Origin of the sequence: Lysinibacillus sp. NPDC047702 (assembly GCF_050272555.1) — a bacterium.
Taxonomy (GTDB): domain Bacteria; phylum Bacillota; class Bacilli; order Bacillales_A; family Planococcaceae; genus Lysinibacillus.
Genome location: NZ_JBNNMG010000035.1, coordinates 14,421 through 39,250, shown reverse-complemented (window position 1 = coordinate 39,250; position 24,830 = coordinate 14,421). Strand labels below are relative to the sequence as shown.

At 35.3% G+C, this 24,830-nt stretch carries 24 protein-coding genes and 1 riboswitch; of the genes, 5 read left to right on the top strand and 19 right to left on the bottom strand.

What is annotated here, in order from left to right; all coding sequences use genetic code 11:
- The gene (locus tag ACQKIM_RS16555; RefSeq protein WP_427545830.1) at positions 1-1,269 is read left to right on the top strand and encodes a PTS ascorbate transporter subunit IIC; all 1,269 of its coding nucleotides are present in this window, start codon (positions 1-3) and stop codon (positions 1,267-1,269) included.
- 110 nt (positions 1,270-1,379) lie between these two features.
- Here the strand turns inward: ACQKIM_RS16555 and ACQKIM_RS16550 are convergent, their stop codons facing one another.
- The 3 genes from ACQKIM_RS16550 to ACQKIM_RS16540 are packed head-to-tail and all read right to left on the bottom strand — an operon-like array spanning position 1,380 to position 3,134.
- Positions 1,380-1,679 (bottom strand): hypothetical protein, encoded by a 300-nt coding sequence (locus tag ACQKIM_RS16550; protein WP_427545828.1) that lies wholly within the window; start codon positions 1,677-1,679, stop codon positions 1,380-1,382.
- The gene (locus ACQKIM_RS16545) at positions 1,661-2,653 is read right to left on the bottom strand and encodes an anti sigma factor C-terminal domain-containing protein (protein ID WP_427545826.1); all 993 of its coding nucleotides are present in this window, start codon (positions 2,651-2,653) and stop codon (positions 1,661-1,663) included. Before ACQKIM_RS16545 ends, ACQKIM_RS16550 begins: the two co-directional genes overlap by 19 nt.
- Positions 2,646-3,134: a sigma-70 family RNA polymerase sigma factor gene (locus tag ACQKIM_RS16540; RefSeq protein WP_427545824.1), complete on the bottom strand. Its 489-nt coding sequence runs from the start codon at positions 3,132-3,134 to the stop codon at positions 2,646-2,648. The genes ACQKIM_RS16545 and ACQKIM_RS16540 overlap by 8 nt, the downstream gene beginning before the upstream one ends.
- A 270-nt stretch (positions 3,135-3,404) precedes the next feature.
- Here ACQKIM_RS16540 and ACQKIM_RS16535 point away from each other — a divergent pair, with 270 nt between their 5' ends.
- Positions 3,405-3,530: a hypothetical protein gene (locus ACQKIM_RS16535; protein WP_427545822.1), complete on the top strand. Its 126-nt coding sequence runs from the start codon at positions 3,405-3,407 to the stop codon at positions 3,528-3,530.
- 665 nt (positions 3,531-4,195) lie between these two features.
- Here the strand turns inward: ACQKIM_RS16535 and ACQKIM_RS16530 are convergent.
- From ACQKIM_RS16530 to ACQKIM_RS16495, 8 genes are all read right to left on the bottom strand, one after another.
- Positions 4,196-6,721 (bottom strand): ABC transporter permease, encoded by a 2,526-nt coding sequence (locus ACQKIM_RS16530; protein WP_427545820.1) that lies wholly within the window; start codon positions 6,719-6,721, stop codon positions 4,196-4,198.
- Positions 6,718-7,413 carry an ABC transporter ATP-binding protein gene (locus ACQKIM_RS16525; RefSeq protein WP_427545818.1) on the bottom strand — a complete coding sequence of 232 codons (696 nt, stop codon included), beginning with the start codon at positions 7,411-7,413 and terminating at the stop codon, positions 6,718-6,720. Before ACQKIM_RS16525 ends, ACQKIM_RS16530 begins: the two co-directional genes overlap by 4 nt.
- A 94-nt stretch (positions 7,414-7,507) precedes the next feature.
- Positions 7,508-8,545, bottom strand: coding sequence for a sensor histidine kinase (locus ACQKIM_RS16520; RefSeq protein WP_427545816.1), 1,038 nt, complete (start codon positions 8,543-8,545; stop codon positions 7,508-7,510).
- Positions 8,545-9,231, bottom strand: a complete 687-nt coding sequence (locus ACQKIM_RS16515; RefSeq protein ID WP_427545815.1) for a response regulator transcription factor — start codon at positions 9,229-9,231, stop codon at positions 8,545-8,547. The genes ACQKIM_RS16520 and ACQKIM_RS16515 overlap by 1 nt, the downstream gene beginning before the upstream one ends.
- A gap of 166 nt (positions 9,232-9,397) precedes the next feature.
- Positions 9,398-10,672 (bottom strand): NtaA/DmoA family FMN-dependent monooxygenase, encoded by a 1,275-nt coding sequence (locus tag ACQKIM_RS16510; protein WP_427545813.1) that lies wholly within the window; start codon positions 10,670-10,672, stop codon positions 9,398-9,400.
- A 277-nt stretch (positions 10,673-10,949) separates the two neighbouring features.
- Entirely contained in the window at positions 10,950-11,582 is a 633-nt protein-coding gene (locus tag ACQKIM_RS16505; RefSeq protein WP_427545811.1) for a hypothetical protein, read from the bottom strand.
- 613 nt (positions 11,583-12,195) lie between these two features.
- Positions 12,196-12,714, bottom strand: coding sequence for a GNAT family N-acetyltransferase (locus tag ACQKIM_RS16500; protein ID WP_427545809.1), 519 nt, complete (start codon positions 12,712-12,714; stop codon positions 12,196-12,198).
- 26 nt (positions 12,715-12,740) lie between these two features.
- Positions 12,741-13,193, bottom strand: coding sequence for a MarR family winged helix-turn-helix transcriptional regulator (locus ACQKIM_RS16495; protein WP_427545807.1), 453 nt, complete (start codon positions 13,191-13,193; stop codon positions 12,741-12,743).
- Positions 13,194-13,306: 113 nt separating this feature from the next.
- Here ACQKIM_RS16495 and ACQKIM_RS16490 point away from each other — a divergent pair, with 113 nt between their 5' ends.
- Positions 13,307-13,936 carry a YczE/YyaS/YitT family protein gene (locus tag ACQKIM_RS16490; RefSeq protein WP_427545805.1) on the top strand — a complete coding sequence of 210 codons (630 nt, stop codon included), beginning with the start codon at positions 13,307-13,309 and terminating at the stop codon, positions 13,934-13,936.
- Between the two features lie 112 nt (positions 13,937-14,048).
- The gene (locus ACQKIM_RS16485) at positions 14,049-14,999 is read left to right on the top strand and encodes a LysR family transcriptional regulator (RefSeq protein WP_427545803.1); all 951 of its coding nucleotides are present in this window, start codon (positions 14,049-14,051) and stop codon (positions 14,997-14,999) included.
- A gap of 667 nt (positions 15,000-15,666) precedes the next feature.
- On the opposite strand, the gene ACQKIM_RS16480 is transcribed toward ACQKIM_RS16485, so the two are convergent.
- Positions 15,667-16,443 carry a DUF817 domain-containing protein gene (locus tag ACQKIM_RS16480; protein WP_427545801.1) on the bottom strand — a complete coding sequence of 259 codons (777 nt, stop codon included), beginning with the start codon at positions 16,441-16,443 and terminating at the stop codon, positions 15,667-15,669.
- A 217-nt stretch (positions 16,444-16,660) separates the two neighbouring features.
- Positions 16,661-17,248: a TetR/AcrR family transcriptional regulator gene (locus tag ACQKIM_RS16475; protein ID WP_427545799.1), complete on the bottom strand. Its 588-nt coding sequence runs from the start codon at positions 17,246-17,248 to the stop codon at positions 16,661-16,663.
- A 126-nt stretch (positions 17,249-17,374) separates the two neighbouring features.
- Here ACQKIM_RS16475 and ACQKIM_RS16470 point away from each other — a divergent pair, with 126 nt between their 5' ends.
- Positions 17,375-18,370 carry an NADPH:quinone oxidoreductase family protein gene (locus tag ACQKIM_RS16470; protein ID WP_427545797.1) on the top strand — a complete coding sequence of 332 codons (996 nt, stop codon included), beginning with the start codon at positions 17,375-17,377 and terminating at the stop codon, positions 18,368-18,370.
- A 256-nt stretch (positions 18,371-18,626) separates the two neighbouring features.
- On the opposite strand, the gene dut is transcribed toward ACQKIM_RS16470, so the two are convergent.
- The 6 genes from dut to ACQKIM_RS16440 form a co-directional block, all read right to left on the bottom strand.
- Complete coding sequence (gene dut / locus ACQKIM_RS16465; protein ID WP_427545795.1) at positions 18,627-19,064, bottom strand: dUTP diphosphatase; 438 nt, start codon at positions 19,062-19,064, stop codon at positions 18,627-18,629.
- 12 nt (positions 19,065-19,076) lie between these two features.
- Complete coding sequence (nrdF, locus tag ACQKIM_RS16460; protein WP_427545793.1) at positions 19,077-20,045, bottom strand: class 1b ribonucleoside-diphosphate reductase subunit beta; 969 nt, start codon at positions 20,043-20,045, stop codon at positions 19,077-19,079.
- Complete coding sequence (gene nrdE, locus ACQKIM_RS16455) at positions 20,033-22,126, bottom strand: class 1b ribonucleoside-diphosphate reductase subunit alpha (RefSeq protein ID WP_427545791.1); 2,094 nt, start codon at positions 22,124-22,126, stop codon at positions 20,033-20,035. Before nrdE ends, nrdF begins: the two co-directional genes overlap by 13 nt.
- The gene (nrdI, locus tag ACQKIM_RS16450) at positions 22,123-22,482 is read right to left on the bottom strand and encodes a class Ib ribonucleoside-diphosphate reductase assembly flavoprotein NrdI (RefSeq protein ID WP_427545789.1); all 360 of its coding nucleotides are present in this window, start codon (positions 22,480-22,482) and stop codon (positions 22,123-22,125) included. The genes nrdE and nrdI overlap by 4 nt, the downstream gene beginning before the upstream one ends.
- Positions 22,479-22,703 carry a glutaredoxin family protein gene (locus ACQKIM_RS16445; protein ID WP_427545787.1) on the bottom strand — a complete coding sequence of 75 codons (225 nt, stop codon included), beginning with the start codon at positions 22,701-22,703 and terminating at the stop codon, positions 22,479-22,481. The genes nrdI and ACQKIM_RS16445 overlap by 4 nt, the downstream gene beginning before the upstream one ends.
- 120 nt (positions 22,704-22,823) lie before the next feature.
- Positions 22,824-23,001: riboswitch (cobalamin riboswitch) on the bottom strand.
- 666 nt (positions 23,002-23,667) lie between these two features.
- On the bottom strand, positions 23,668-24,684 hold the full coding sequence (locus tag ACQKIM_RS16440) for an alpha/beta hydrolase (protein WP_427545785.1): 1,017 nt from the start codon (positions 24,682-24,684) through the stop codon (positions 23,668-23,670).
- Between the last annotated feature and the right edge of the window lie 146 nt (positions 24,685-24,830).

Below are 24,830 nucleotides of genomic sequence, written 5' to 3'. Positions count from 1 at the left end.
ATGTTAGATGTTATTATGAATGACATTTTAGGAACACCAGCTATATTAGTCGGCCTATTCGCATTTATTGGTTTATTAATTCAAAAAAAGTCAGCTTCAACGGTTCTGTCTGGTACGTTAAAAACAGTGATGGGCTTTGTCATTCTGGGTGCGGGTGCTACCGTGTTAATTGGCTCGTTAACTCATTTTAGTAAAATGTTTGATCACGCCTTTACCGTACAAGGGGTAATTCCAAATAATGAAGCCATTGTCGCAGCCGCTCAAACTTCCTTCGGCACATCTACAGCAATGATTATGGTTTTCGGTATGATTATGAACATTGTGTTTGCGCGATTTACACCCTTAAAATATATTTTTTTAACTGGTCATCATACATTGTTTATGGCATGCTTAATCGCGGCATCACTATCAGTTGGTGGTATGAGTGGTACACCTCTTATACTCGTTGGCTCCATATTACTGGGAATATGTATGGTCGTGTTTCCAGCTATTTTGCAGCCTACTGTTCGTCAAATTACAGGCAGTGATGATTTTGCTGTCGGTCACTTTGGCAGTGTTGGTTATTACGTCTCTGCTAAAATCGGCAAGCTTTTTGGAAACAAGGCAAAATCAACAGAGACTATACGTGTTCCTAAGTCTTTAGGATTTTTAAGAGATACCTCTGTAGCCATTTCTTTAACTATGAGTGTATTTTTTATAATTGTTGCTCTTTTTGCAGGACCCTCATATATTGAAGCACAATTATCTGGCGGCTCTAACTTTATCGTCTTTGCCATTATCCAAGCTATTACCTTTGCCGCTGGTGTATATATTATTTTAGCTGGTGTACGGATGCTAATTGCTGAGATTATTCCTGCCTTTAAAGGCATTGCAGATAAACTTGTGCCTAATACAAAGCCTGCTTTAGACTGCCCTACGATTTTCCCATTTGCGCCAAATGCAGTTATCATCGGTTTCCTATTTAGTTTTTTAGCTGGGCTAGTATCTATGTTTATCCTGCCATTAATAGGGCTAAAAGTAATTGTCCCTGGGCTTGTACCACATTTCTTCACTGGTGCTGCTGCAGGCGTATTCGGTAATGCGACTGGTGGGAGAGTTGGCTCTATGGTTGGTGCATTTACCAATGGATTAATTATTAGCTTTATCCCTGCGATTCTACTCATATTTATGGGTGATATTGGTTATGAAGGAACAACTTTTGGTGATTCTGATTTCGGCATTGTAGGGATTATTATTATTAATGTCTTAAAATTATTTGGTGCGGTTTAGAAGGTAAAGCAAACACTATTAAAGAAAATCCCGAATTCCTTAGATGATGGAATTCGGGATTTCTATAAAGTTAAATCACCATCCCTAAAGACCATGGAGCTAAAATCTATTTAAGGAAACGGTATTACAATCCACCCTAAAATAAAAATACATGCTGTAAAAATAGTGATAAATAGTAAAATACTTAATCCAAAAAATCCTAGTGATCGACTTTTTTTAGAGCATATGGCAATGATACTGAAAGGCGCTGCCAAATAAACTGTCCATATATAGAAAAGATTAGCCGTCATATCCATATTCGTTAATATCGTTATATTAAGCAATAAAAGTGGACATAAGCCACAAATAATGCCAATCCAGCCCGCTGCTATAAAGCCCTTTTCATAGCGTTTTAACGAGACCAATTCCATAATTTCACCTCACCCATCTTCATTGTTCTTGCAATATTCATTTTTTTTAATGCCAGAATATCGTTTTTTGGACCAGTAACGACAACGCCATAGGTCTTTACACCATTTTTCTCAAGATAAGCAATGCGTTCTGGCAATGCTAAATTTTTTGCGCTTGAAACCGCTGTTGCGAGTTCTTCATGTTGCTCCATTGACTTTAAGATATTGAAAAATACCTCCTCATTAGACTTTGCATCTTGAAACGGAGACCACTTGGTGTTATCACGTTGTACTGGATAACCAATTGGTGAAACAACATGACCGTCTTTGCTTAGGTTTGTTTTTTCGACTCCTGTATCAATAGCTGCCCACACAACATCGACATTTGGCATAGCTTTCACTGCTTCCTGAACGGTCATTAAATCAAAAAATGAAATATAGGCCTCTACAACCGTTTCATCTGGCAATCCCTCAAGTACCTTCCATTCGCGCGCGGAATTTAACAGTAATTTAACGTTTTCTGGATGTAGTATCCATTGATTTGTTTCAGTTGGATGTTTTGGCGCCACTCGTTCTAAAAAAGTTGTCACTTCTTTTTTAGATAGACCTCCTAGAAAGAAACGTAAATCATAGGTATTAGCCTTATAGTCTTCCTCTCCAATACGCTTATACTGATCAAAGGTAAGCTTCATTGATAGAGGCGTGAAGGACATATCAAATTCTAATTCCTCAAGTGATGTATTAGGTTCTGTAACATACAGTGTTTCACTTGCTACATCCATTAATGTTGTCGAACTGGTTCCAAACGCATAATATATAAAGGTTACCAGAAAGCTAGTCGGCACAATCAATAACATTGTCGTTATTGTTCCAAGAATCAATTTCCATTTTGATGTAAAAATTGTTCTTTTTATAGCTTTTTGATACTTGCTTTGATCCTGTGCATTTGCCATTTCTTTTTTGGAGCTAGCTATCAATTTTTCATAATCATCCATATTGTTGTCTCTCCTTTTCGATTAAAGCTCTCATCTTTTTCCGTCCACGCAATAAATGACTTTTTAAGGTATTTAATTTTATATCTAAAACATTGGCAGCTTGCTCATTAGTACAGTCATGCACATCACACAGTATGATCGCCTGCTTTTCGTAGGGTGATAGCTGGTCGAGTAAAGTAATTAATGTATGAAAAGATTCCTCAGTTATAGCAATCGTTTCTGGTGTCATAAATGTTGATCGTTCAAGATTATTTGTTAGATCAACACGATGTTCTTTTCGTATGTAATCGATGTATGTATAGTAAGCTACTTTAAATAGCCACGGTTTAATGTCTTGGACTGTATGTGAAAGTAATGTAATATGTGCTTTATAAAAGGTATCCTGCATTAAATCCTCTGCAACTACTGTATTTTTACATAGGGAATATAAATATCGATAAATATCTTTTATATAGCTTAAATAGAGCTGTTCAATGTCCATCTCTTCCCACCTTTCACTCTATCCTCGATATAGTACTAGAAAAAGTTGCACTTATTAAAAATTTTTTAGCTCTCCGCATAAAAAAGCTGTTCCATCAATGACAACAAATGAGGGAACAGCTATATGATGAATTTTGCCTCAGCATAATTCATGTTGTTGAAATACTATTTTATTTCAATGACATCAAGGTGACAAATTAAAAAGTATAGCCCTTTTTCAAAACGAGGGGTTGATCTCCGTTCCGACTGAGTGCTTTCCTGGGGGCGTCCGATGAGCCGCTTCACTCGCATAGCTCGCTCCAGGGTCTCATCTGTGACGCTGAATCCCCGAGGAGTCACTCAGTCTACACTCCAATCAACCATTGCTCATAGTATTTTCTTCTGGCAATTCACATAAATGTGTAGTGATAAAATGAAGTCTTAACCAATACTATTTTGCGCAATAGTGGAGCTTTGAAAACATTTTTCTATGCGAAAACGAGTGACAGCAATAAGTGGCTTTATGTAAAGCAACAAAATGATTCTATACATAAAATGTAGGGCAACAACTATAGAATTGTGCCATTATATCCATTTAATGATGGTGAGTAACATACTTTTACTTTACTTTTGAGGGAAGAAAATATTTAAAGTTCTACACTATTGTTGATTGGAGTGCAAGGCTACTCGACTCCCGTGGGATAGCGAGACAGACGAGAAACTGAGGCCAACACGATATTGGTCACGAAGGCGTTGTCACAGGAAGCCTTGCTCTGCGCGAAAGCGAAGCGTCAGCGGCAAAGCGAGTAGCCTGGAACGGAAATCACCTTCATTTGACTTAGTAGTGTTCACAAAGAGTCCCTTGACCATTTAATTTTTCAACACTATAAATTATGCCTCGGCATAATTGCGTCTGGAATCGGCTTTGTGCTTGCACAAAGCACTCCTTTCCGATTCTGCGACATCCGGCAGAGGCTTTAACTTCTTTCAGCGGATGTTTGGACACCCGCTGAAAAGCAACTTAAACCTGCATTCATCTCACCACATATAGAGGTGGGAGACTTCTGCTGAAAGAAGTTAACATTATTCTACTTCACGTAATCGCTCAACTATGGTCTTTTTTGACAGAGACCGATAGGCAATTAGCGTAACTATTATTGACAAAATCAATAGCATAATAAGTGCTAAAAAGGTCGGCCAAATAGTCATTTCAAATTCTGTAAAATCAATTTGATCCGTTAATCCTTTGGCAGCAAAGTAAATAACAATCATTCCTATCGTACACATCAGCCCACCTGTTAGAAGAATACTAATGATACCTTCAAAGAGTAGTAATTTTTTAACTTGTCTCTTTGTCATCCCGATGCTTTCCATCACAGCAAATTCATTGCGTCGTGTAAGCACGCTTGTTAGCATTGTATTCACATAATTCAATATCCCGATAAAGGCAATAATAAAACTTAAACTGTAACCAATTGTTTCAAAAACTCGGATAAAGCCATTTAATTCTGCTTTGTAGTCATCTCTTGATTTTATTACTAAATCAGGAGAAGCTTTAGTTATTGATTGTAAAGTGTGTTCCACCTGTTCTTTCTTATGTTCATCAACTTGTAATGTGATGGATAGGAGTTTTGCAGCCTTTGCTAGCTTCTTCATTTCCTCTGTAGGCATATAAATTTTAAATCCAGCCGGTGTATATGTTTTATTACCGGCAGCATATATGGCATCCAATGTTAGTACAGCTAGCACCTCATAGCTTTCTCCCTGCTCCGTTAGTGTCACAACATCACCTGGCTGATAGTAACTCTGATGTTGATTGCCCAAATAACCTTCTGTAATGATGATATACTTTCCAGAAGCAAATTTTTCTCTATCCAATGTTCCTGCCACAATGTCTTGCTTACCTATCAAATTAAACCAGCCTTCACTGATTCCATATAGGTCGCTCCAAACCTTGCCCTGATTTAAAATTGTACGATAGATAGGCTCGTTTGCATTTTCCTGTTCTGCGATTGGTTGTAAAACGGTTTGAATAGTATCATCAATTGCAATAGAACTCTCTTGTAGATAAACACGATCTGCACGCTGCACACCGTCTATTGACTCTAATACTTGCCCTATCTCCTCTGTTAAGCCATTATCATTTTCAGTAGTCTCTTGTTCTTGTGCACTACTTGAGGTACTTTCAGTTATAACAAAATCTCCAGCAATAAAAGAATTGACATACGTATTGATGTTTATGGATGAAATAACAATATATATAATACTAAATAACAGAATACTTAATGAAAGGGAGGAAAGCATCAGGACAAGCTTTTTCTTTTGTCGGAATAAATTGCGTAACGCCATTTTAGGAAGTCTAGCTCCCTGTGTCGATGTTTTTACTTTTTTCTTACCTGCCATTGTCATTCCTGAATATTTCACTGCTTCAATTGGGGAAATTTTAGATGCTAATCGACCTGGTTTACTAGCTGCAATTCGCACTGTTAAATATGAAAAAAGCGCGGCGCCTAGAAAAATCGTGGGGTGTGCAGAGTAGACAATCTCCTCTTCTATATTCGAGATGGACATCATCATTGGGGATAACCACATTCCTACCCCATAGCCGAGTGCAAGACCAATAGGCAAAGCTATTACATATAGTCGATTTGCCTGAAAAGTAATGAGTTTTTTCAGCTGCTTTGGTGTTGTGCCTATGGTTTTTAACAAACCGTAAAAGCGTATATCTCGTATAACAGAAATATAAAAAATATTATAGATTAACAAATACCCACTTAACATTGTGATAATGATGAGTGCTAAAAATGGTATAAACGATGCTAGATTTTCAGATAGGGAAACCGCTGTATAAGCCCAATTAACACCATATACAGTTTTTACACCTGTTTCTTCCATGATCTTAAGTAGCTTTTCTTCGATATTCCAGGAATTATTCAACATAACATTTAAATTCACATTATTTGTATAAGTTCCTGTTTTTCTCGTTTCTACTGGATCAATATGCGAGAGATTTCCTTCTACAAACGCTTCCGAAACATAACCTAGCCCTGCCATAGCAATATATTGATCAGCCTCGTAAAATCCTGCTACCTGAAAATCCTTTGTCACAATCTGTTCGTTCACATTGATTTGAAGCCGGACTTTCTCGCCAAGCTTATGTGGTATATTCAGTAAATCGAGTGTCCAAGTATTTAACACAATATCTTGTTCAGTCTTTGGCAAGCCGCCTGCCTGAAATTTTATAAAGCCATTATTGACAATCTGCTGATCTATTTGCTTTAGTTCAACAGAATATCCCTTTAATTGTTCGTCAACAATTTCTCCAACCGAAACGGATTTTCCATATTTACGTATCGTAGGATGTTTGGATAATTGCTCGGCCTCTTGTGGTGTAAGATATTTGAATACCCCATGGAAATCACTGCCTACGGTTTTCATATAGGTCCGTTCGATTGTTTGATTAATACTAAAGCCAGTTGTAAATACAGCAGTTATCAGTAGTGTGGTTAAAATAATAGCACTGATAATAAGTATATTTCGTTTTTTATGAGCATTCATACTGTTCTTGGCAATTCGAAGCACTGCCTGACGATTTTGAAGTCTAATCATGCTTTATCACCTTGATGGTGCAAGGCCTTACTAACTATTGTTCCATCCTCAATTCGAATCACACGGTCCGCCAACTGAGCAATCTCATCATTATGTGTAATCATAATCATTGTTTGATTGAATCGATCACTTAATTGCTTCATTAAAATAAGTACTTCCTGACTTGTTTTACTATCTAAATTACCAGTGGGTTCATCCGCTAAAATAATAGAAGGCTTTGTGGCTAATGCTCGGGCAATGGCCACTCGCTGTTGCTGTCCACCCGATAAATTTGATGGTAAACTGTACATTTTATGCTCTATACCAAGAGCCTCCAAAATTTCTTGAATATAAGTCTCATCAACCCTTGCCCCATCCAACTCAATAGGTAAAATGATATTTTCATAGACATTCAAAATTGGAATTAAATTATAATGCTGAAATATAAATCCTACGGCACGGCGGCGAAAGACAGTTAACTGCTCATCATCCATGCTAAATATGTCATGCTCATCAATGACAACACGCCCCTCACTGGCGCGATCTAATCCACCTAGCATATGAAGCAATGTACTTTTTCCACTACCACTTGTACCAACAATGGCTACAAATTCGCCCTTCTTAACCTCTAGCGAAACACCATCTAAGGCTTTAACAATTGTATCTCCCTCACCGTAATATTTCTTTAGGTTCACTACTTTTACAATGGTCAACTTGTTCATCTCCTTCACCAATCATTTGTACAATTTTACTGTAGCAAATGACTATAACCACCAAATGACTTAAATATAACAGTGTTGACACATTTCATGATGATGCTGGTAGAAATAAGGAAAATACAGATCCCTCGTTCAATTGAGATGTAGCTTTCATATATCCGCCCTGAGAAACGATTATTTCTCTAACCAAGTATAAGCCAATTCCCACTCCTTCATATTGCGCTGTTTTCGCACATCGATAAAATCGTTGGAATACAAGATTTAATTCATGCTCTGCAATGCCAATTCCCGTATCCGCTATATCCAGACGAGTAAACATTTCACCTTCATAAACAGCAATCTTTATTTGACCAGCATTCGGACTATATTTCACCGCATTTTCCAGAATATTAATGACTGCTTCACAAGTCCATTTCGAATCATGCTTTGCCTGTATAGCAGGCGAGCAATGAACATCTATTAATATGTTTTTTGCAGTTGCAGCCTCTTTTATTTGAGCCACTGCCTTATAGATTGTTGGATAGATTGGTTGAACTTCTGCTTGAATTCTGATAATTCCTGCTTCAAGTCGCGACATTTTTATCAACGATTGAATAAGCCAATCAAGCTTCTCTGATTGAGCACTAATTTGTTCAACGATTGAGTGTAGCATATCACCTGATTCAAGCCTTTCCTCCAATAATTGACTATATAAAATGATATTAGCAAGTGGTGTTTTCGTTTGATGAGAAATATCAGAGATAAGCGTGTTTATTTTACGTTGCTCCTCCTGTTGCTTGTGCCCCATCGCTTGAGCCATCTCAACATAACGAATAACTTTGTGTTCTAATGATGAAAGTGTTGTTTCTTCATATCCTGTAATGCGTGGATGACCTGACATAGCCCCCTCTACAATAGCATCCACCGTATGAATGACTTGAGCTACTTTTGCATGAAGCTGTACAAGAAATAAACGCCCAATAAGCAACAATATAATAACAAAACTAATAGATAACCAGATGATAGTGTCATTCCAATTTGTAATAAGGAGCACTCCAAGTATATAAACTACTAATACAAGGAGTAATACTACGATATATTGCCCATAAAATTGCTTAAGCTTCTGTTCATTTAGATGCCCTTTCATTATTGCTGCTCTCCAGACCAAGTATAACCAAGTCCATATACAGTTTGAATAAACTTGGGATTTGAAGGGTTATCCTCAATCTTTCCTCGTAATCTTTTAACAGAAACAGTTAGCGCATTTTCGTCAACAAAAGCTGCCTCTTGTCCCCAAACCTTCTCCATTAATTGTTCCCTCGTTAGAATATTCCCGCGATTGGTAATAAGTACCCTTAACAGCCTTTGCTCAGTTCGGCTTAGTATAATGGAATCCTTACCTTTGCGGAATTCCATTTTGCCAAAATCAAATGTAAAATGATTGTCAATTAAGATTTTATCCAAACGATCTGCGTCTATTCGGCGAAGAATGGCCATCACTCGTGCACGGAAAACCATTAAACTAAATGGTTTGGTAATATAATCATCTCCTCCAAGCTCAAAGCCAGTAACAATATCAATTTCTAAATCATTAGCAGTTAAAAAAATAATGGGGACCTGTGATTTCTGACGAATTCGTTCACAAAAATCTAGCCCGCTTCCATCTGGTAAGTTAATATCAAGTATTATTAAATCAATAGTTGCTTCTTGTAAAATTTTTTCTGCATTGGCAATATCATAGGCCTGTAGGATGGTTATTTGATCCTGTGTTAAAGTTAACTTAATTCCTTTATTTAACGTCATATCATCCTCAACAATCAGTAATGTTTTCACTTCATCATCACCTTTCAAATTATTACAAAATACAATAAAGTGGACTTATATAACTCTTAACTTCCATTAATTATACTATCATCTACTACTGATTACTGATTTACAATTATCGTTAAAAAAAGAGCAAAGCAGTGTTTTCGCTTTGCCCTTCATCATATTTAACAAATTAAATATCTAAACCTAAGTGTGAGCGCAATGTATTTCCTTCATACTCAGCACGGAATAACCCAAGCTCCACTAGCGCGGGTATAACATCGTTAAAGAATAAATCTAAAGATTTTGCAGGTCCACCTGGCACAGCAATAAAGCCATCTAATGCCCCTTTCTCATAAAATGTGACAATTTGCTCTACAATATCCTGTGGTGTACCAATTGCTACAAGATGTGCAGAGCCAATTACCTCTGGACGTGCTAATAATTCGGCTACTGTCGGTTTATTCTCTATAATATAACGACGCACAAGCTGAGCATGTGTTTTACTACGTACCTTTTGATCCTCTAGCGGCAGCATCTCTGCTGTCACATAATCCTGTAACGCTAAATGGCGAATATTCATACCAATAACAGATTCTAAAGCACTATAACGACGATCAAGTGTTAAATGTGCATGTGCTTGACGGTGCATTTCTAATGCCTCTTCATATGTATCACCAATAAAGAAATATAGCCCTGGCAATAAACGAATATCATCTGCCGAACGTCCTACCTCAACAGCACGCTTTCGTAAATCGTTACGTAGCTCAATCCCCACTTCCATCACAGGCGTAGCAGCAAAAATTGCATTCGATACTGTTGCAGCAAATTGACGCCCTGAATCAGATGCACCAGCCTGGAATAACGGAATATCTCCTGCTGGATGCATCGGTATATTTAACGGACCTTTAATCTGGAAAAACGCTCCCTCATAATCGATTGGTTTTACAAGCTCCTTAATTTTCTCTAAGTCGCCATCAGCCTCTAATGCTTCAAAAGGATTACTGTGCCAAAGCTGCTCCACAACTTCCTTACATTCTGCTGCCTTTGCATATCGCTCCTCAGAGGTAGGCATCAAATCATTGCTAAAGTTATACGCACCATCAATCGATGTGACAAGATTCCACCCCACACGCCCCTCACTTATCCAATTTAAGGATTGCAATTGACGTGCAATCAAATAAGGTGGTATGAATGATGTTGATACGGTCGTTACTAAACCGATTTGCTTCGTTTCTCTTGCCACCATCGCCAATAAAAAACTAGGATCTAGCCCTACTGTCCCTTTCATTTTAGCAATTAACTCTGGATGAGCTATTAAGTAATCAGCCTTAAATACAAAATCTAATTTTGCTGCCTCTGCACGCTTTGCAAATGCTATATGCTCATCGATTAACGTGCCTTTCTTCCCTTGCTCACCATGTACAGCAAGATGCATGCCAATTACAAGATGTCTTTTCGTCATCATTAACCCTCTCCTTTAATTGAAAATGATTATCATTACCATCTTATATAATATGTTCATAGAATGCAATAAATGTAAGCGAGACATTAGCTATTCCTATGTGTGCAAGAAAAAAGCCCTACTACACGAACGTAGCAAAGCTCTTGTAAATCATTATATATTTGCTAGATGATAGACTTCTCCAAAAATTTATCCTAGCGTAAAGTGAAACCTATTGTCGTATTTCCATATAATACACATCTACTATTAATTTCAATGGAATACCTTCCGATACTTTTGGTTATTCTTCTGTATCTATCATTTGCAATGTTCCTTGTGAATAAGTAAATGATTTACCATTGATGGTAAACGGTTGACTTAAATCAAGCCCTATCCCTTTTGCGAATTTTGGGAAATGTTGCATAAACATAGCATCATCATTCATACTATCCACAGATTTTTTTCCTTCCGCTAACCTAGAGAGGCTCATAAAGACAGCCACAAGTTCATTTGCTTCTTGACGTTCAGCTTGTGAATAAGAGCGATGCCTTTTAAGTGCGGCTGCCTGTTCAGGTGTTAGCCCTGTCCCAGGTGCTGAGCTTTGAAACATAGGACTAAAATTAGAATTAAAGCCACCACCAGTCAAAGCCGTGCCATTAAGAGGTTTGCCATTGACTGAGCCTAAATGATAGTACACACCGTTAGTAATATTGATGGAATTTGTTTGTTTATCAACAATCTGCGTAGGTGTCGCCTCCTGATAAATAGCATTACAAGATTGCACAAATTCCGCATATTTTTCACGAGATGCTTCAATTTTTTCTAGTTTAGAATCCGCTTTATCTATTTCAGTGTTAAATGAGTTTTGTTGTTGCTGCGCTTGGAATGTAGAAACCATTCCCAAACTTCCAAAGGAATTAAGCGATACTTTCATCAACTATTCCTCCATTTCAATTGATGTTAGTCCTACTAATTACTTCAAATTAACTTCATTTCTATTTTCGTACAAATTGTAGAATTACTATAAATTGTTCTTATTTTACAAATAAATATATTTATTACCATAATATGTATTGATTTGTTATAGTACATACATTACTACATATTTGTATTGTAGTCAACATACAAAGTCCCATTATTTTACAAACACTTAAAATAGTTCGAAAAAAACAGTCATCAAATAATAAGCTTAAAAAAGGCTTTTTAACACCTCTAAAAATTCATTATTATTTTCACCATTTTAAGAAAAATAATTGTTAAAGGTTATGAGAGAGAAAACACCATCTTTTCGATTGTGAAGGAGGGTAGCGCATTAAGCATAATCTTACTGTAATACTATAAATATTAAATGGCCTCCCTAGCATCAATATTAACGAAAATCATTGATCACAGAACTTCTTATTTGACTTCATTGTTTGATAAGCCAGCGCTTAATGGAACAATAAAGAAAAGCATGCCTTAAAGAAAGCATGCTTCTAAATATTTGAAGTTCTGAATTGTCGCCAGCTATTAAGCAACTGGACAACAAAAAATGTACTTACTAGAAGTTATTCCAGTGTTTTGGACATTATGATATCAATCTGCTCCTCATCACCCATATAAAAAGAATGTGCGCCAGTTTGGACAAAACCCAACTTTTTATAAAAGCCAATGGCATTGTCATTCTTTTCCCAAACTCCTAGCCAGATAATCTTTTTACTTTGTTCATTTGCCAGTTCTATCGCCTTATTGATTAAATATTTTCCAAGTCCTTTACCTTGAAATTTATTTCTTATATAAATCCTTTCAATTTCTAGTGACTCGTCACCCATTTTTTCGGATTGGGCATCGTTTATATTTATCTTTAAATATCCAGCAGGCTCTTCATTGTAATAGATAAAAAAGAAATTCGAAGAAATCATAGACAATTCTTTTTCTAATTGTTTAAGGTTAAAGGCTCTTTCCAAATAAGCTTTCATATTTTCGGCTGAATTTTGATCTTTAAATGTATCATTGAATGTTTCAATACTTATTTCTTGAAGTAATTGTAGATCTTGGTGATTGCACTTATTTATTATTATAGTCATTTTATGGTCAGCTCCTATAGATCAAATCAATAATTTCTTTTGTTCCCTTTTTTTACAAATTCCCAATCAATTTCTATATTTTTTCTAACTCTTTCAAGAAGATGAAAAAGAATTTCTGCTTCACTTTCAGAAAGTCCCGCAAGTGCGACACGATTCGAATGATCATTTTCCCTTTTTATAAATGGGAATACTTGTTTCCCCTTATCTGTTGGAAAGAGTTTTTTTATTTTTTTATTATGTTCATCATCTTTCTTTTCAATAAAACCATGAACTTCAAGCTGTTTAATTGCTCGCGCTGCAGTTGTTCGGTCTACTTTAATCATCTCAGCTAACTTTTCTTGAATGATTCCTGGGTTCTCACATATTCGAACAAGGTACAAATATTGTCCTTTTGTAAGGTCGAATTCCTTAAATTCTATATTACTTATAGAATCTAATGCCCTAGCAATCATTCCAATCTCTCGTAGAATTTCTTTCATCACTTATCTCCTCATACTTTTTGTTGTAAATACAATAAAAAAGGAATATATTTAATATAACCTGTTTTTGTTGTATTTACAATAAAAAAATAAAAATAAAGAGGTAGAGCACTATGAAATATATCTTTTATGTAGCCGGAATTTTACTATTAACCCTCGGGATTTCTTTGACAATACAATCAGAATTAGGTACTTCACCTTTTGATGCCCTATTAGTAGGACTGTCCAAAAGTGCAGGACTTACAGTAGGTAGCTGGGAAGTAATAATAGCTTTAATATTAATAGGTTGTAATTCACTTTTACAAAAACATAGACCGGAAGTTTTGGGCTTGCTAACAGCTTTGATCACTGGAATAGGTATTGATATGTGGCTGTTCTTATTCCACAATTTAGTTACACCTGAATTATGGTACAGCAAAGTTGTTTGTTTTGGTATCGGATTAGTAGTTATTGGATTAGGAACGGCAACCTATTTACACACAAATTTTGCCCCCATCCCCGTTGACCGATTAACATTCATCATACAAAAATTAACTAGAACAAATATATTTTTTGCAAGGACATTCATTTACCTTGTATTCTTGATAATGGCAATAATTTTTCATGGACCAATCGGTGTTGGAACTTTATTAACTGTTTGTTTTGGGGGGCTATTACTAAATTATTTTATGCCAGTTACTAAAAAAGCTTTAGAACATATATTCAGTTACTCTAGTACATTACCAACTGACCATAATGAATAGATAGTTCAAAATGATTTCGAAATCTCTATTTGGCATGATTTCCCTCAATTTAATACATTTCTCTGTATGAATAATGCTATAATAGAAGAAATTTATTAAAGAAGGTACGTATATGGAAATACGACAACTTGAATATTTTTTTATCCTGTGTAGAGAGCTTCATTTCACAAAGGCTGCCGAAAAATTGAATATTTCTCAGCCTACGCTTAGCCATCAAATAAAAGTATTAGAAAACGAACTTGGCATCCCACTATTCGATCGTCTAGGAAAAAAAATAGCTATTACTGATGCTGGTAAGATTTTGTATGAGCAATGTACCCATATATTTCGAGCCATTGATAATACAACAAACCAGATTATTGAGCTTAAGGAAGTAAAGGCAGGAGAATTAGTTGTTGGAACTTTACCTGGTGAATTAACAAATTTAGTGTCAGATTATTTGTTAGACTATCATTTGGAATATCCAGATGTACAAGTTTGTATAAATAGCTCGGATGATGTACTGAAACAGTTTAAAGACAATAAAATTGATTTTGCTATTTCCTATAAACAAGAGTATTTCGACTATGAGGAGGAGCAGCTTAAAATCATACAGTTGTTTACGGAGGAACTACGATTTGTTGCTCATAGCAATCATCCATTAGCGGCTTCTAAAACAATTCCATTTCAGGATATTTTAGAGCTCCCACTTATTTTATTTCCAACAATCCATCAATGTAGAAAAGTAATTGATAGTGCAGCCCATAAAGAAAAGCTTCATGTCAAGCCTAAGATAGAGACAGCTAGTATCGACGCTATTTTTAAACTAGTAGAACAAAATGTTGGGGCAACGATTATTTCCAAAACACTTTGTACTTTACATCAATCGAATACAATATGTGAGCGCCCTATATGCGACCCGCCTTTAACAAGAGAAATAGTACTTCTATATAGAAAAGATAAATTTATTAATTTTGCTGCGAAAGCTTTTATTCGCCTTTTGGCTGAGGGACTTGAAAAAGCAGGATTGACCCTTTCAGAAAACAGTAAACTGTTAATTCAATTATTATTAAAGTCTCCATAATAATCTGGATCCACCTCAGTCATATATTTGCTGAATGAGGTGGATTCTTTTTCTAATGCCAAAAATGACTAAGCATTTTGCCTAGTCAACCATTTTGTTATTTTTTCATTGTCTTAGTTTTTACAAGTTGAACATGCCAGGATAATGCCTCTTCTAATAGATGTGAGGTGTGATGATTATCAATCTTCTCTACTGCTGCATTTTAGTAATCCATATTTTTTCTTAGCCTTTTACCATTGTAATGCCCCAAACAAATATACAGGATTTGAATGATTACACAGCAAATCAGATCCATGCTCTTTCAGGATATCTTGTGCCTCCAAACGACTGTCAAGTGTCAGAATACCAGCAATATCTATCATCCATAGAATCTCTAAGACTACGTATAAAATTTTTCGAATTCTTAAGGAAATCTTTGTTTTGAGGGGGGATTGCTGAATTGATGAGAATATATGCATGATTGACTAGCTTTTGTGCTAGATAAAAGGCTAGTTGTACTTAATTGAATAAATGTCATATTAAACTTTCCAATGGGCTCGCTTCCTGCGCAGAGAAGTGAAGGATAAGTTCGCTAGATAACTGTGCCGTAGTGACAAATATCGTGTTGGCCTTTATTTTGTATAGAATAACTTGATTTCATTGATATTCAACAAACATAAAAAGCCTTTCACTCTACCGTTTTTCGATAGAATAGTTTAAGCTGTGCAACGATCATGATGCTAATAACTACAAGTAAAAACCAAGAGCTTATTTTACCAAAATGAACAATTTTCCATGATATTTCTTGATTGGGATATGACCACGCCCCAAAAAACGTAGCAATATTTTCTGCAACCCAAATAAAAAAACCAATCAAAAAAAATGATACAACAATCGGCATCTTATAAATTTTTTTTCGCACTGTAAATTTAACGATTGTGCGATAAAACACAATAAAAAGAACAGCCATTAAAAGCCATCGAAAATCATAAATAAAATGATGTGTAAAAAAATTTAAGTAGATCATGGTCCCAAGTGGGATTGCGAAATAACTTTTCGGCCAGTTAACGATTGCTAAGTCAAACCTGCGCCAAGCTTGACAAATATAGCTTGCTACACTGGCATACATAAATCCACTATATAATGGCACACCCCAAATTTTTGACCACGCTTCCTCTGGATATGACCAAGAGTTAAAATTCACTTTATAAATTTCTAGTACAAGCCCAATCATATGAAAAAGAAGAATAACTTTCAATTCATCTTTTGATTCCAAATTCGATTTATACATAATATACTGTGCCAAAAGACAGATGATTAATATAAAGTCGTATCTGAATACACCAGGTATTTGAATTGCATTTGAAAGTGCAAGTGTCATAAATATAACAACAGGGAAAATACAAGATAATGATTGATGATAAATAAAGTAAGTTAAATTTTTTAAAAAACTCTTCAATTTCATTCACCTCAAAATGACCAACTTCAGACTCTTGTTAGAAGAATATAAGATTTTTTATCAAAAATCAATGTTTTTTTATTGATAATCAATAAATTTATTCTACTTTAACTTGGAACTAAAAAATGTGAAAAACGTCTTTTCTTGAATCAAAAAACCCGATCGTTAGATTTTCCTCTAACAATCAGGTGTTAAAATCCCAATATTAACAATTTCATCCTTACTATCTTAATAATTTCAAAATACTATGAAGGCAGGTATCTTTATAAAATTCATGTTGTTCTTCTAAATCACTTGTTAACCATTGTATTAATGAACCATCAATAATTGCCCTTATCATTTTTGCATTTGTTAAAGAATCAATATCCTGATTAAAGACGCCTTCCTCTTTACCTAATTCAATGATTTCTTGACCAATTCCCCAACAATTCTCGTAAAATTTTAAGTTGATTCTTTTATACTCTTCATTGCCGTTTGCTTGAGCTAAAAAATCTAAATACACTCTGTAAAATTTTTTATTTTCCTGAGGTGATACAAAAACAGCATTTACGTAGGCTTGGAGTTTTTCTATAGCCGTCTGATACTTGGCGATTTCTTTTATTTCATAACTATAGATTTTGTTCGTAGTGGATTCCAGTAATTCTAATAATATGTTTTGCTTACTCGTAAAGTAGTAGTGAACTACCCCTTTTGAAACATTTGCATGGTTGGCAATATCCTGTAATGTGACATTATCATAGCCCAAGCTTGAAACAGCATTAAAGGCTGCTTTCATAATTTGTTTTTTTCGTTCTTCCTCTTTCTTTTTCATAGGAGCCTCCGATGACTTGATAAAAGTCATTATACATGAAAAGAGGATAAAATCCAATTTTATATTGACCGGTCAGAATAATTTTGTTACTGTTTAATGGAATTAAATTGTAGGAGGGTGTTTACGATGACATTAGAAGGCTTTAAAGCATTAGTAGTAAATAAAGATGCAGAATTTACAGTGAAAGTTAACGATCTTACATTAAATGATCTACCGAATGGTGAGGTGTTAATTAAAGTAAGGTACTCTGGCATTAATTATAAAGATAGTCTTGCTGCGATTCCCGATGGTAAAATCGTTACTTCATATCCTTTCGTACCTGGAATAGATTTAGCTGGGACCGTTGTTTCCTCTGAGGATCCTCAATTTAAAGAAGGTGACGAGGTGATTGCAACTAGCTATGAAATAGGTGTAACCCATTTTGGAGGCTTTAGTGAATATGCACGTATCCCATCTAAATGGGTCGTGTCACTTCTAAAAGGTCTCTCCCTTAAAGAAGCAATGATTATTGGCACTGCAGGATTTACAGCAGCATTGTCTATTCAGAAATTGGAGGAAAATGGGGTAAATCCAGAAAAGGGGAAAATACTTGTTACTGGAGCAACAGGTGGTGTAGGTAGCTTTGCTGTCTCTATTTTGTCAACACTAGGTTATCAGGTAGAAGCAAGTACTGGTAAAGAATCTGAACATGAGTATTTAAATAACCTTGGAGCCACTTCGATTGTTTCTCGTGAAGAAGTATTTGATGGGAAAATCAGAGCATTAGGCAAACAAAAGTGGGCAGCTGCTGTCGATTCTGTAGGAGGAGAACCACTCGCTTCCTTACTAAGTCAAATTCACTATGGAGGGTCTGTTGCTATTAGCGGATTAACTGCTGGAACACAACTTCCTACAAGCGTCTTCCCATTTATTTTACGAGGGATTAATCTACTTGGAATTGATTCTGTTTATTGCCCAATGGACATTCGATTGAAAACATGGAATCGTTTAGCGACCGATTTTAAACCAGCAAATCTTGATAATTTCATTCATCAAGAAGTAACACTTCAGCAACTTCCTGATTTTCTCCCTATTTTACTAAAAGGCCAAGCCAGAGGAAGAATACTTGTGAAATTATCATAAAAAAATGTAACTAGCAGTAGCCTAAAAATACTATGCAACCATCTACATTAAATATGATGGTTGCCTAGTTTTTCGAAGCGTTAATGTGTACAGATCCGTTGTTATACAAATCTTATATCTTAGGCTCACCATTGTATTTACGTTATTTTCATTATGCTTTTCATCGAGTTTATCACAATTAAAAAAGAATTAAGTTCAGTATATACCGAACCTAATTCCTTTTCAGTTATAGAATTTCTTTCAAATTCAAATAATCTTATTTTGTACCACTCGCCCCAAACCCAGTCGTTCCACGAACCGTTTGAGATAATTCATTTACTTCTAGTAGCTGAATTGTAGGGACAAGCTGAATGACCATTTGTGCGATACGCATTGATTTTTCTACTATAAATGCTTCTTTACCATGATTGATTAAGATAACACCTATTTCGCCTCTGTAGCCCTCATCAATAGTGCCTGGACTATTAAGAACTGTTACACTATGTTTTAATGCTAGTCCGCTTCTTGGACGAATTTGAGCTTCCGTTCCTTTTGGTAATTCAATTTGTAAGCCTGTTTTAATTAGTTTAGCTTGTCCTGCTGGTATCTCTATTGCTTCAATTGAGTAAAGATCCATTCCAGCATCACCTGGATTGGCCTGCATAGGAAGCAATGCATCAACATGGATTCTTTTGATTTTTACGTCTAAGTTCATTATTTTTCATCCTTAACGATTAAAATTAAATGTGTCGTCTGTAATCGGTGCTACTTTTGCCTTGGCATAAGTCGAACCCTTTTGTGAAAAGAAGTCGTATGTAGAGCCTTCATTACGAATACCATTCATAACAATAGGATTAACTTCTTCTTCCGGGAACATTGATTCGAAACCGACATTCATTAACGCTTTATTAGCATTATAGCGTACATAGGCTCTGACCTCAGGAGATAATCCTGTTTCTGCATAGATATCATCTGTATACTTCATTTCGTTTTGATATAAATCTAGTAATAATTCATAGCCCCATAAATGTAGCTCTTCTTGTTTTTCTTTTGAAAACTGCTTAAATAGATTTTGAGCAAAAAACCCGACAGCTACTCCATGAATTGATTCGTCACGTAAAATAAGTGAAATAATCTCTGCACTATTTCGTAGGAAGCCTTGTCCACCTAAGTACAGTGGATAGAAAAAGCCAGAGTAGAAAAGGAAAGATTCAAGCATTACAGACGAAAACATTGCTTTCCATAAACTTTCAGAATCTCCATCTTCAATACTGTTATAGATATCCGCAATCTTATTAGCCTTATATTGTAGATATTCATTTTTCTTTACCCATTCAAATAGCTCGTCTATTTCCTCGTTCGTACAAAGTGTTGTAAATATATAAGAATAGGATTTAGCATGTATCGCCTCGAATGCATCAAAAACGGTTAGAACAGCCTTCTCTTGTAGATCAGCAGTAAAAGCTGCAACACGATTCATACCGATATTTGTCTGAACTGTATCAAGTAACGTTAATCCTGCAAATACTTTTTTATACGTATCCTGATGCTCAAAGCCTTTCCACTGTTTGATATCTTTACTTACTGCTATTTCTTCAGGGAACCAGATTTGCTTCCATTGCTGATCCCAAAATATTTGTGCAAGCTCACTTGTTGCCTTATTCCAATTGACTGCCTCATATATTATATTTGACATGCTACACACTCCTCTAAGCTTTGTAAACGTTGACGAACATAGTAAACGGACTTAATTCCCTTTATCCATGCATAAATATATACTTTGGCCAATTGTTCTGTAGTCCAATTGTCAGTTACATAAAGCGTCATAGAAATGCCTTGGTCAACATGTTTTTGAGAGGCTGCATATAAATCGATTAAGTCATATGGATCAATATCGTATGCTTCTACATATAAATGACTGTTTTCATTTGTTAAATGTGGCATTGGATAAATTGTTCGGCTATCCGCATAATCACGTACCTCTACACGCTCTGTACAAGGAGCAATAGAAGCGGTACAGCTACGGATGTAAGAAATACTTCCAGTAGGTGCAATCGCCAAACGATATGAATGAAATAATCCATTTTGCATTACATCCTGCTTTAAATTTTCCCACATTTTTGCCGTAATGATCGGAATATTTCCAAGCGCTTTTAGCACAACAGGTGACAGCTCTTCCTCTGTTTTATTTACATATTGATTAAAATAGTTGCCTGAAGCGTAATCACTTTCCTCAAATCGGTGGAAGGTTTCGCCTCTTTCTTTCGCCATCTCCATTGAAGATTTGAGTGAATAATAATTCATCGCCTCCATAAAGCGATCCATAAAATCAATAGATTCCTTTGAGCCATACATGATTCCCTCAGTAACAAGATGACCATGGAGATTCATACAACCAAGCCCTACTGAATGCATTAATTTATTTGCTTTTGCAACAGATGGTACATTCTTGATGTGCGTCATTTGCGACACATTTGTTAGTAAATGCATAGCTGTATCAACTAATGTTTCGAAATCATTTACTTTGCTTGCTGCATGGATATCAATTGACCCTAAGTTACAAGATACATCTAGCCCATATTCATTCGGCACATCTTGGTCAGTAATAATACTTGTTTCTTGAACTTGCAAGATTTCTGTACATAAATTTGACATTTTCACACGACCAATATTTTTAAGCGGATGCACGTTATTGACATTATCATCAAAAATTTCAAATGGATAGCCTGATTCAAATTGTGCTTTTTTTACCTCTGTATAAAGTTTACGTGCATTCAAGCGCTTAATTTTACGAATATTCGGATTATCCAGTAACTCATAATACATTTCTGTAATTGAAATCTCAGACATACGTTTACCATATTCTTTAAAAATATCATATGGACTAAACAATACAATATCTTTATCACGTTTCATCAGTTCAAAGAAAATACTTGGTAAAATAATTCCTGTTGATAAAGTTGCTAGGCGAATTTTATCATCAGCATTTGGTTTTTTGGATGAAATAAAATTTTCTATGTCAGCATGAAAAATATTTAAATAGACAACGCCCGAGCCATTTCGTTGTCCTAGTTGATTGGAATAGCTGAAAGAGTTTTCTAGCAATTTCGCTACTGGGATTACACCACTTGCACGATTTAGAATCTCTTTAATTGGATCACCCAAAGGACGTAAATCTGTTAAATTTACTCCAACCCCACCGCCAAGGCGTGATAGCTCCAAGCAATAACCAATATTTTCAGCAATACTATTCATTGAGTCATCCATTGATAATTTAAAGCAGCTTACTAGTTCTCCACGTGCTTTTTTTCCACTATTTAAAGCTGTTGGTGTTGCAGGCTGATACGCTTCCATCATCGCTTCAACAGAACGTTCTGCTAAGATCATGTCACCTTGTGCTAAATACAAAGCAATAATAACAATACGGTCCTCATATTTTTCTAAAATTTCTTCCCCGTCACGGCTCTTCATAGCATAACTATCATAAAATTTACTCGCACTCATAAAGGATGGGAAACGGAAATGATAATCATATGCCTTTTTGTACAGCTTTTTAATAAATTCCATTTCATACATATCGATAAATGCTTTTTCATAATAACCCTCATCGACTAAATAACGGATTTTTTCCTCAATATCAATAAAGTAACGTAGACGCACGTTTACATATTCTAAAAAGTAGCGGCGTGTTGCTTCTCGATCCTTTTCTAACTCTAATTGACCTGTTGTACTATAACGATTCAGTACATCATTATTAAGCTTTAAATATGTTTTCATGCGATTACCCTCATTTCATAAAACGTTTGTATTGCTTCATAATCATTTTGATTTCCTCGTAAATCTAATTTACGTACTAGAGGCACATGATACTTTGCTGCAATTTTCTCACCAGCAGCGCCAAAAATCGTATGGCCGAAGTTACTGTTGCCACTTACAACTACACCCTTGCAGTAATTCCCGTTTTGTTCTAAAAAACGAGCCACTTTAGTAGGGATATCACCTAATCCGTCAGTGTATGTTATTAAAAGGTATGGCTCACCCAACAGTAATTCCTCAGAAAGTTCCATTGATTTCCCCCTTAATTTAGAGACAACATTTCGGACATTTCCTGTACGACTAGCATAGACGATCATAGTGTAATCAGCTCGATTTGAGAAACAATTTCCTTAACATCCCCTATAAATGTCTCATTATATTCAAGAACTGGCACACTTAAAAACCCTGCATCCATAATAGTTTGCTTTGCTTTTTCATCATGATCTATATTCACAATTTCTGCTTCAATTCCTACTCGTTGTAATTCAGATTTTACCCAAAGACATTTCGGGCAAATTGTTTTCGTATAAAGTTTCAAATAAATCCCTCTTTTCATAATATAAAAAGGCTTTCCCTTCAAGAGAGATAGCCTAAAATGGAAACGTTAAAAATACATAAAAATAGCTACGTCCCCATTTCTTAATCCCCGAAGAAATGATTGTTGTGTTTTATATAGGCAGGTCTCCTGGCTTTGCTTCACTCTCTGATTTCCTTCCCATGCGAAAGCACAGTGGCTTAAATCATCGTCAGCTTTACAGTTGCGGGGACAGCGTCGGTATTGTACCGAACTTCCCTATTAAACTACATATAGTAGTACCCGAATAAAACAAACACAATATATTGTTTTTCCAATAGAACTAAGTGTACCATCCTTCAAAATAAAAGTAAATCTAGATTAGAGACTTCTTAATAGTAAGATTATTCGATATTTTCCGCCAAATGATGTTAAGCAAGTTGATAGCTAGGCAGCTTAACGCTATAGAACAATAGTCCATCTATTATTTCAACAATAATAGACAACTGATAAAGAAATATGTAACACTATGTATTTCCTTAATCAACTAATGTTAAAGATTAAAGTCCGTTTCTTGCCTTTCTTATGCAAGAAATAATTATGTAAATACCTTTTTGGAATATAACATCAAAAATATAGAGGCATAAGCTACTACTAATAATCTTTACATAAAAACAGCCCTTATTCCGAAGAAGAATAATAGACTGTTTTAATTTTGATTTTTAATAAATCCTAACAAATTATTCTATACCGAATAAATAGAGACAAATCCTTATAACTGAGGATAATAATTTATATAATCTAATTGCTGTTATAAGATTATACTCTCTTTCACAGTCTATTAAACTATCATAGACTTCTTTCACTTTACCATTTTTCGAACTATAAAAGAAACTATTTTTAAATAATCATTTTCCCATTTGTAACATATTATATCCCTTAAGAGGAATATTCCCAATCAAGATTTCCGACAGATATCAAAGCTTACCTATTTAAATGTTTCGCACATCCATCTATAAAATTTTTCCTTCTCTTCAAATTGTGGATAATGAGCTGATTGCTCGAAAGAAATAAATTCTTTTTTATCCGCTTCCATTACATCAAAATAATTTTTTGCTGCATTATATGAAGTCATAGCATCGTATTTACCCATTACAAAATAAAATGGTAAATCAAGTTTGGTAACTATCTTAGGTAGTGGCTTATCAAAAACCTCTTTAACAAGTTGTGCTTGTGTCTTAGCTATTCCATTGTTATAGCGAATAAAATCCAATAAATTATACTCACGACTTAATAGTATATCGCCATCCGACATATTAATAAGTCTTGTAGCGCCGCCGTACTTCCCTACATAACCTCTTGGAGCCGCTGACTCTCCAGCATGTATTTTTTCAGCGATTCCCTCTAAGTACTTCACATCTTCTGTATTTCCGGCTTTTTTCGCTTCACTTATTGTATAATTCAAATTATCTATTTCACTTTCTTGCATATTACTCACCTGACCAATTCCAATATAGGCTTCATATTTTTCTGGAGCTTTATAAGAAGCCCTAGTTGCTAGGTATGTTCCATAAGAATGGCCTATTAATATTACTTTCTCTTTGCCAAAACGTTGGGAAATATAATCTGTAAGTGCTATTAAATCATCTACAAGTACATCTGCTGTTAAGTTAGAATAATCCTCATTAAACTGATACGATTTGCCGCTTCCTCTTTGATCATAATTAACGACCGTGAAATCCTTTTCTAATAAGTCTTCGTACTTGGCATAAGGAATTTCGGACACACTCGGCCCCCCGTGTACATATATAATGACTGGGTTATTTTGATCACGGCCTCTAATCATGATTTGCTGTTTGGTACCATTGATCTCAACTTGTTCTAGAACGTTAATACTGTTATCCCCTTTTATATTCGAAGTCCATGTAGGCCTGAAAAGTGCGATTACCAGTATTATAATAATGAATACACCGACATATTTTATTAATCTCTTTAAATTTTTCATCTAATCCCTCCTCATACTCAATACTCTACAAATGAAAAGTAATATATTGTAGTGCCGGTAAGTCACTAATAAGTCATAAATAAAACGACAAATTATGACCTTTGACTAATATTTAAAATAAGGGGCTGCAATCAAAAAAAGAGTGT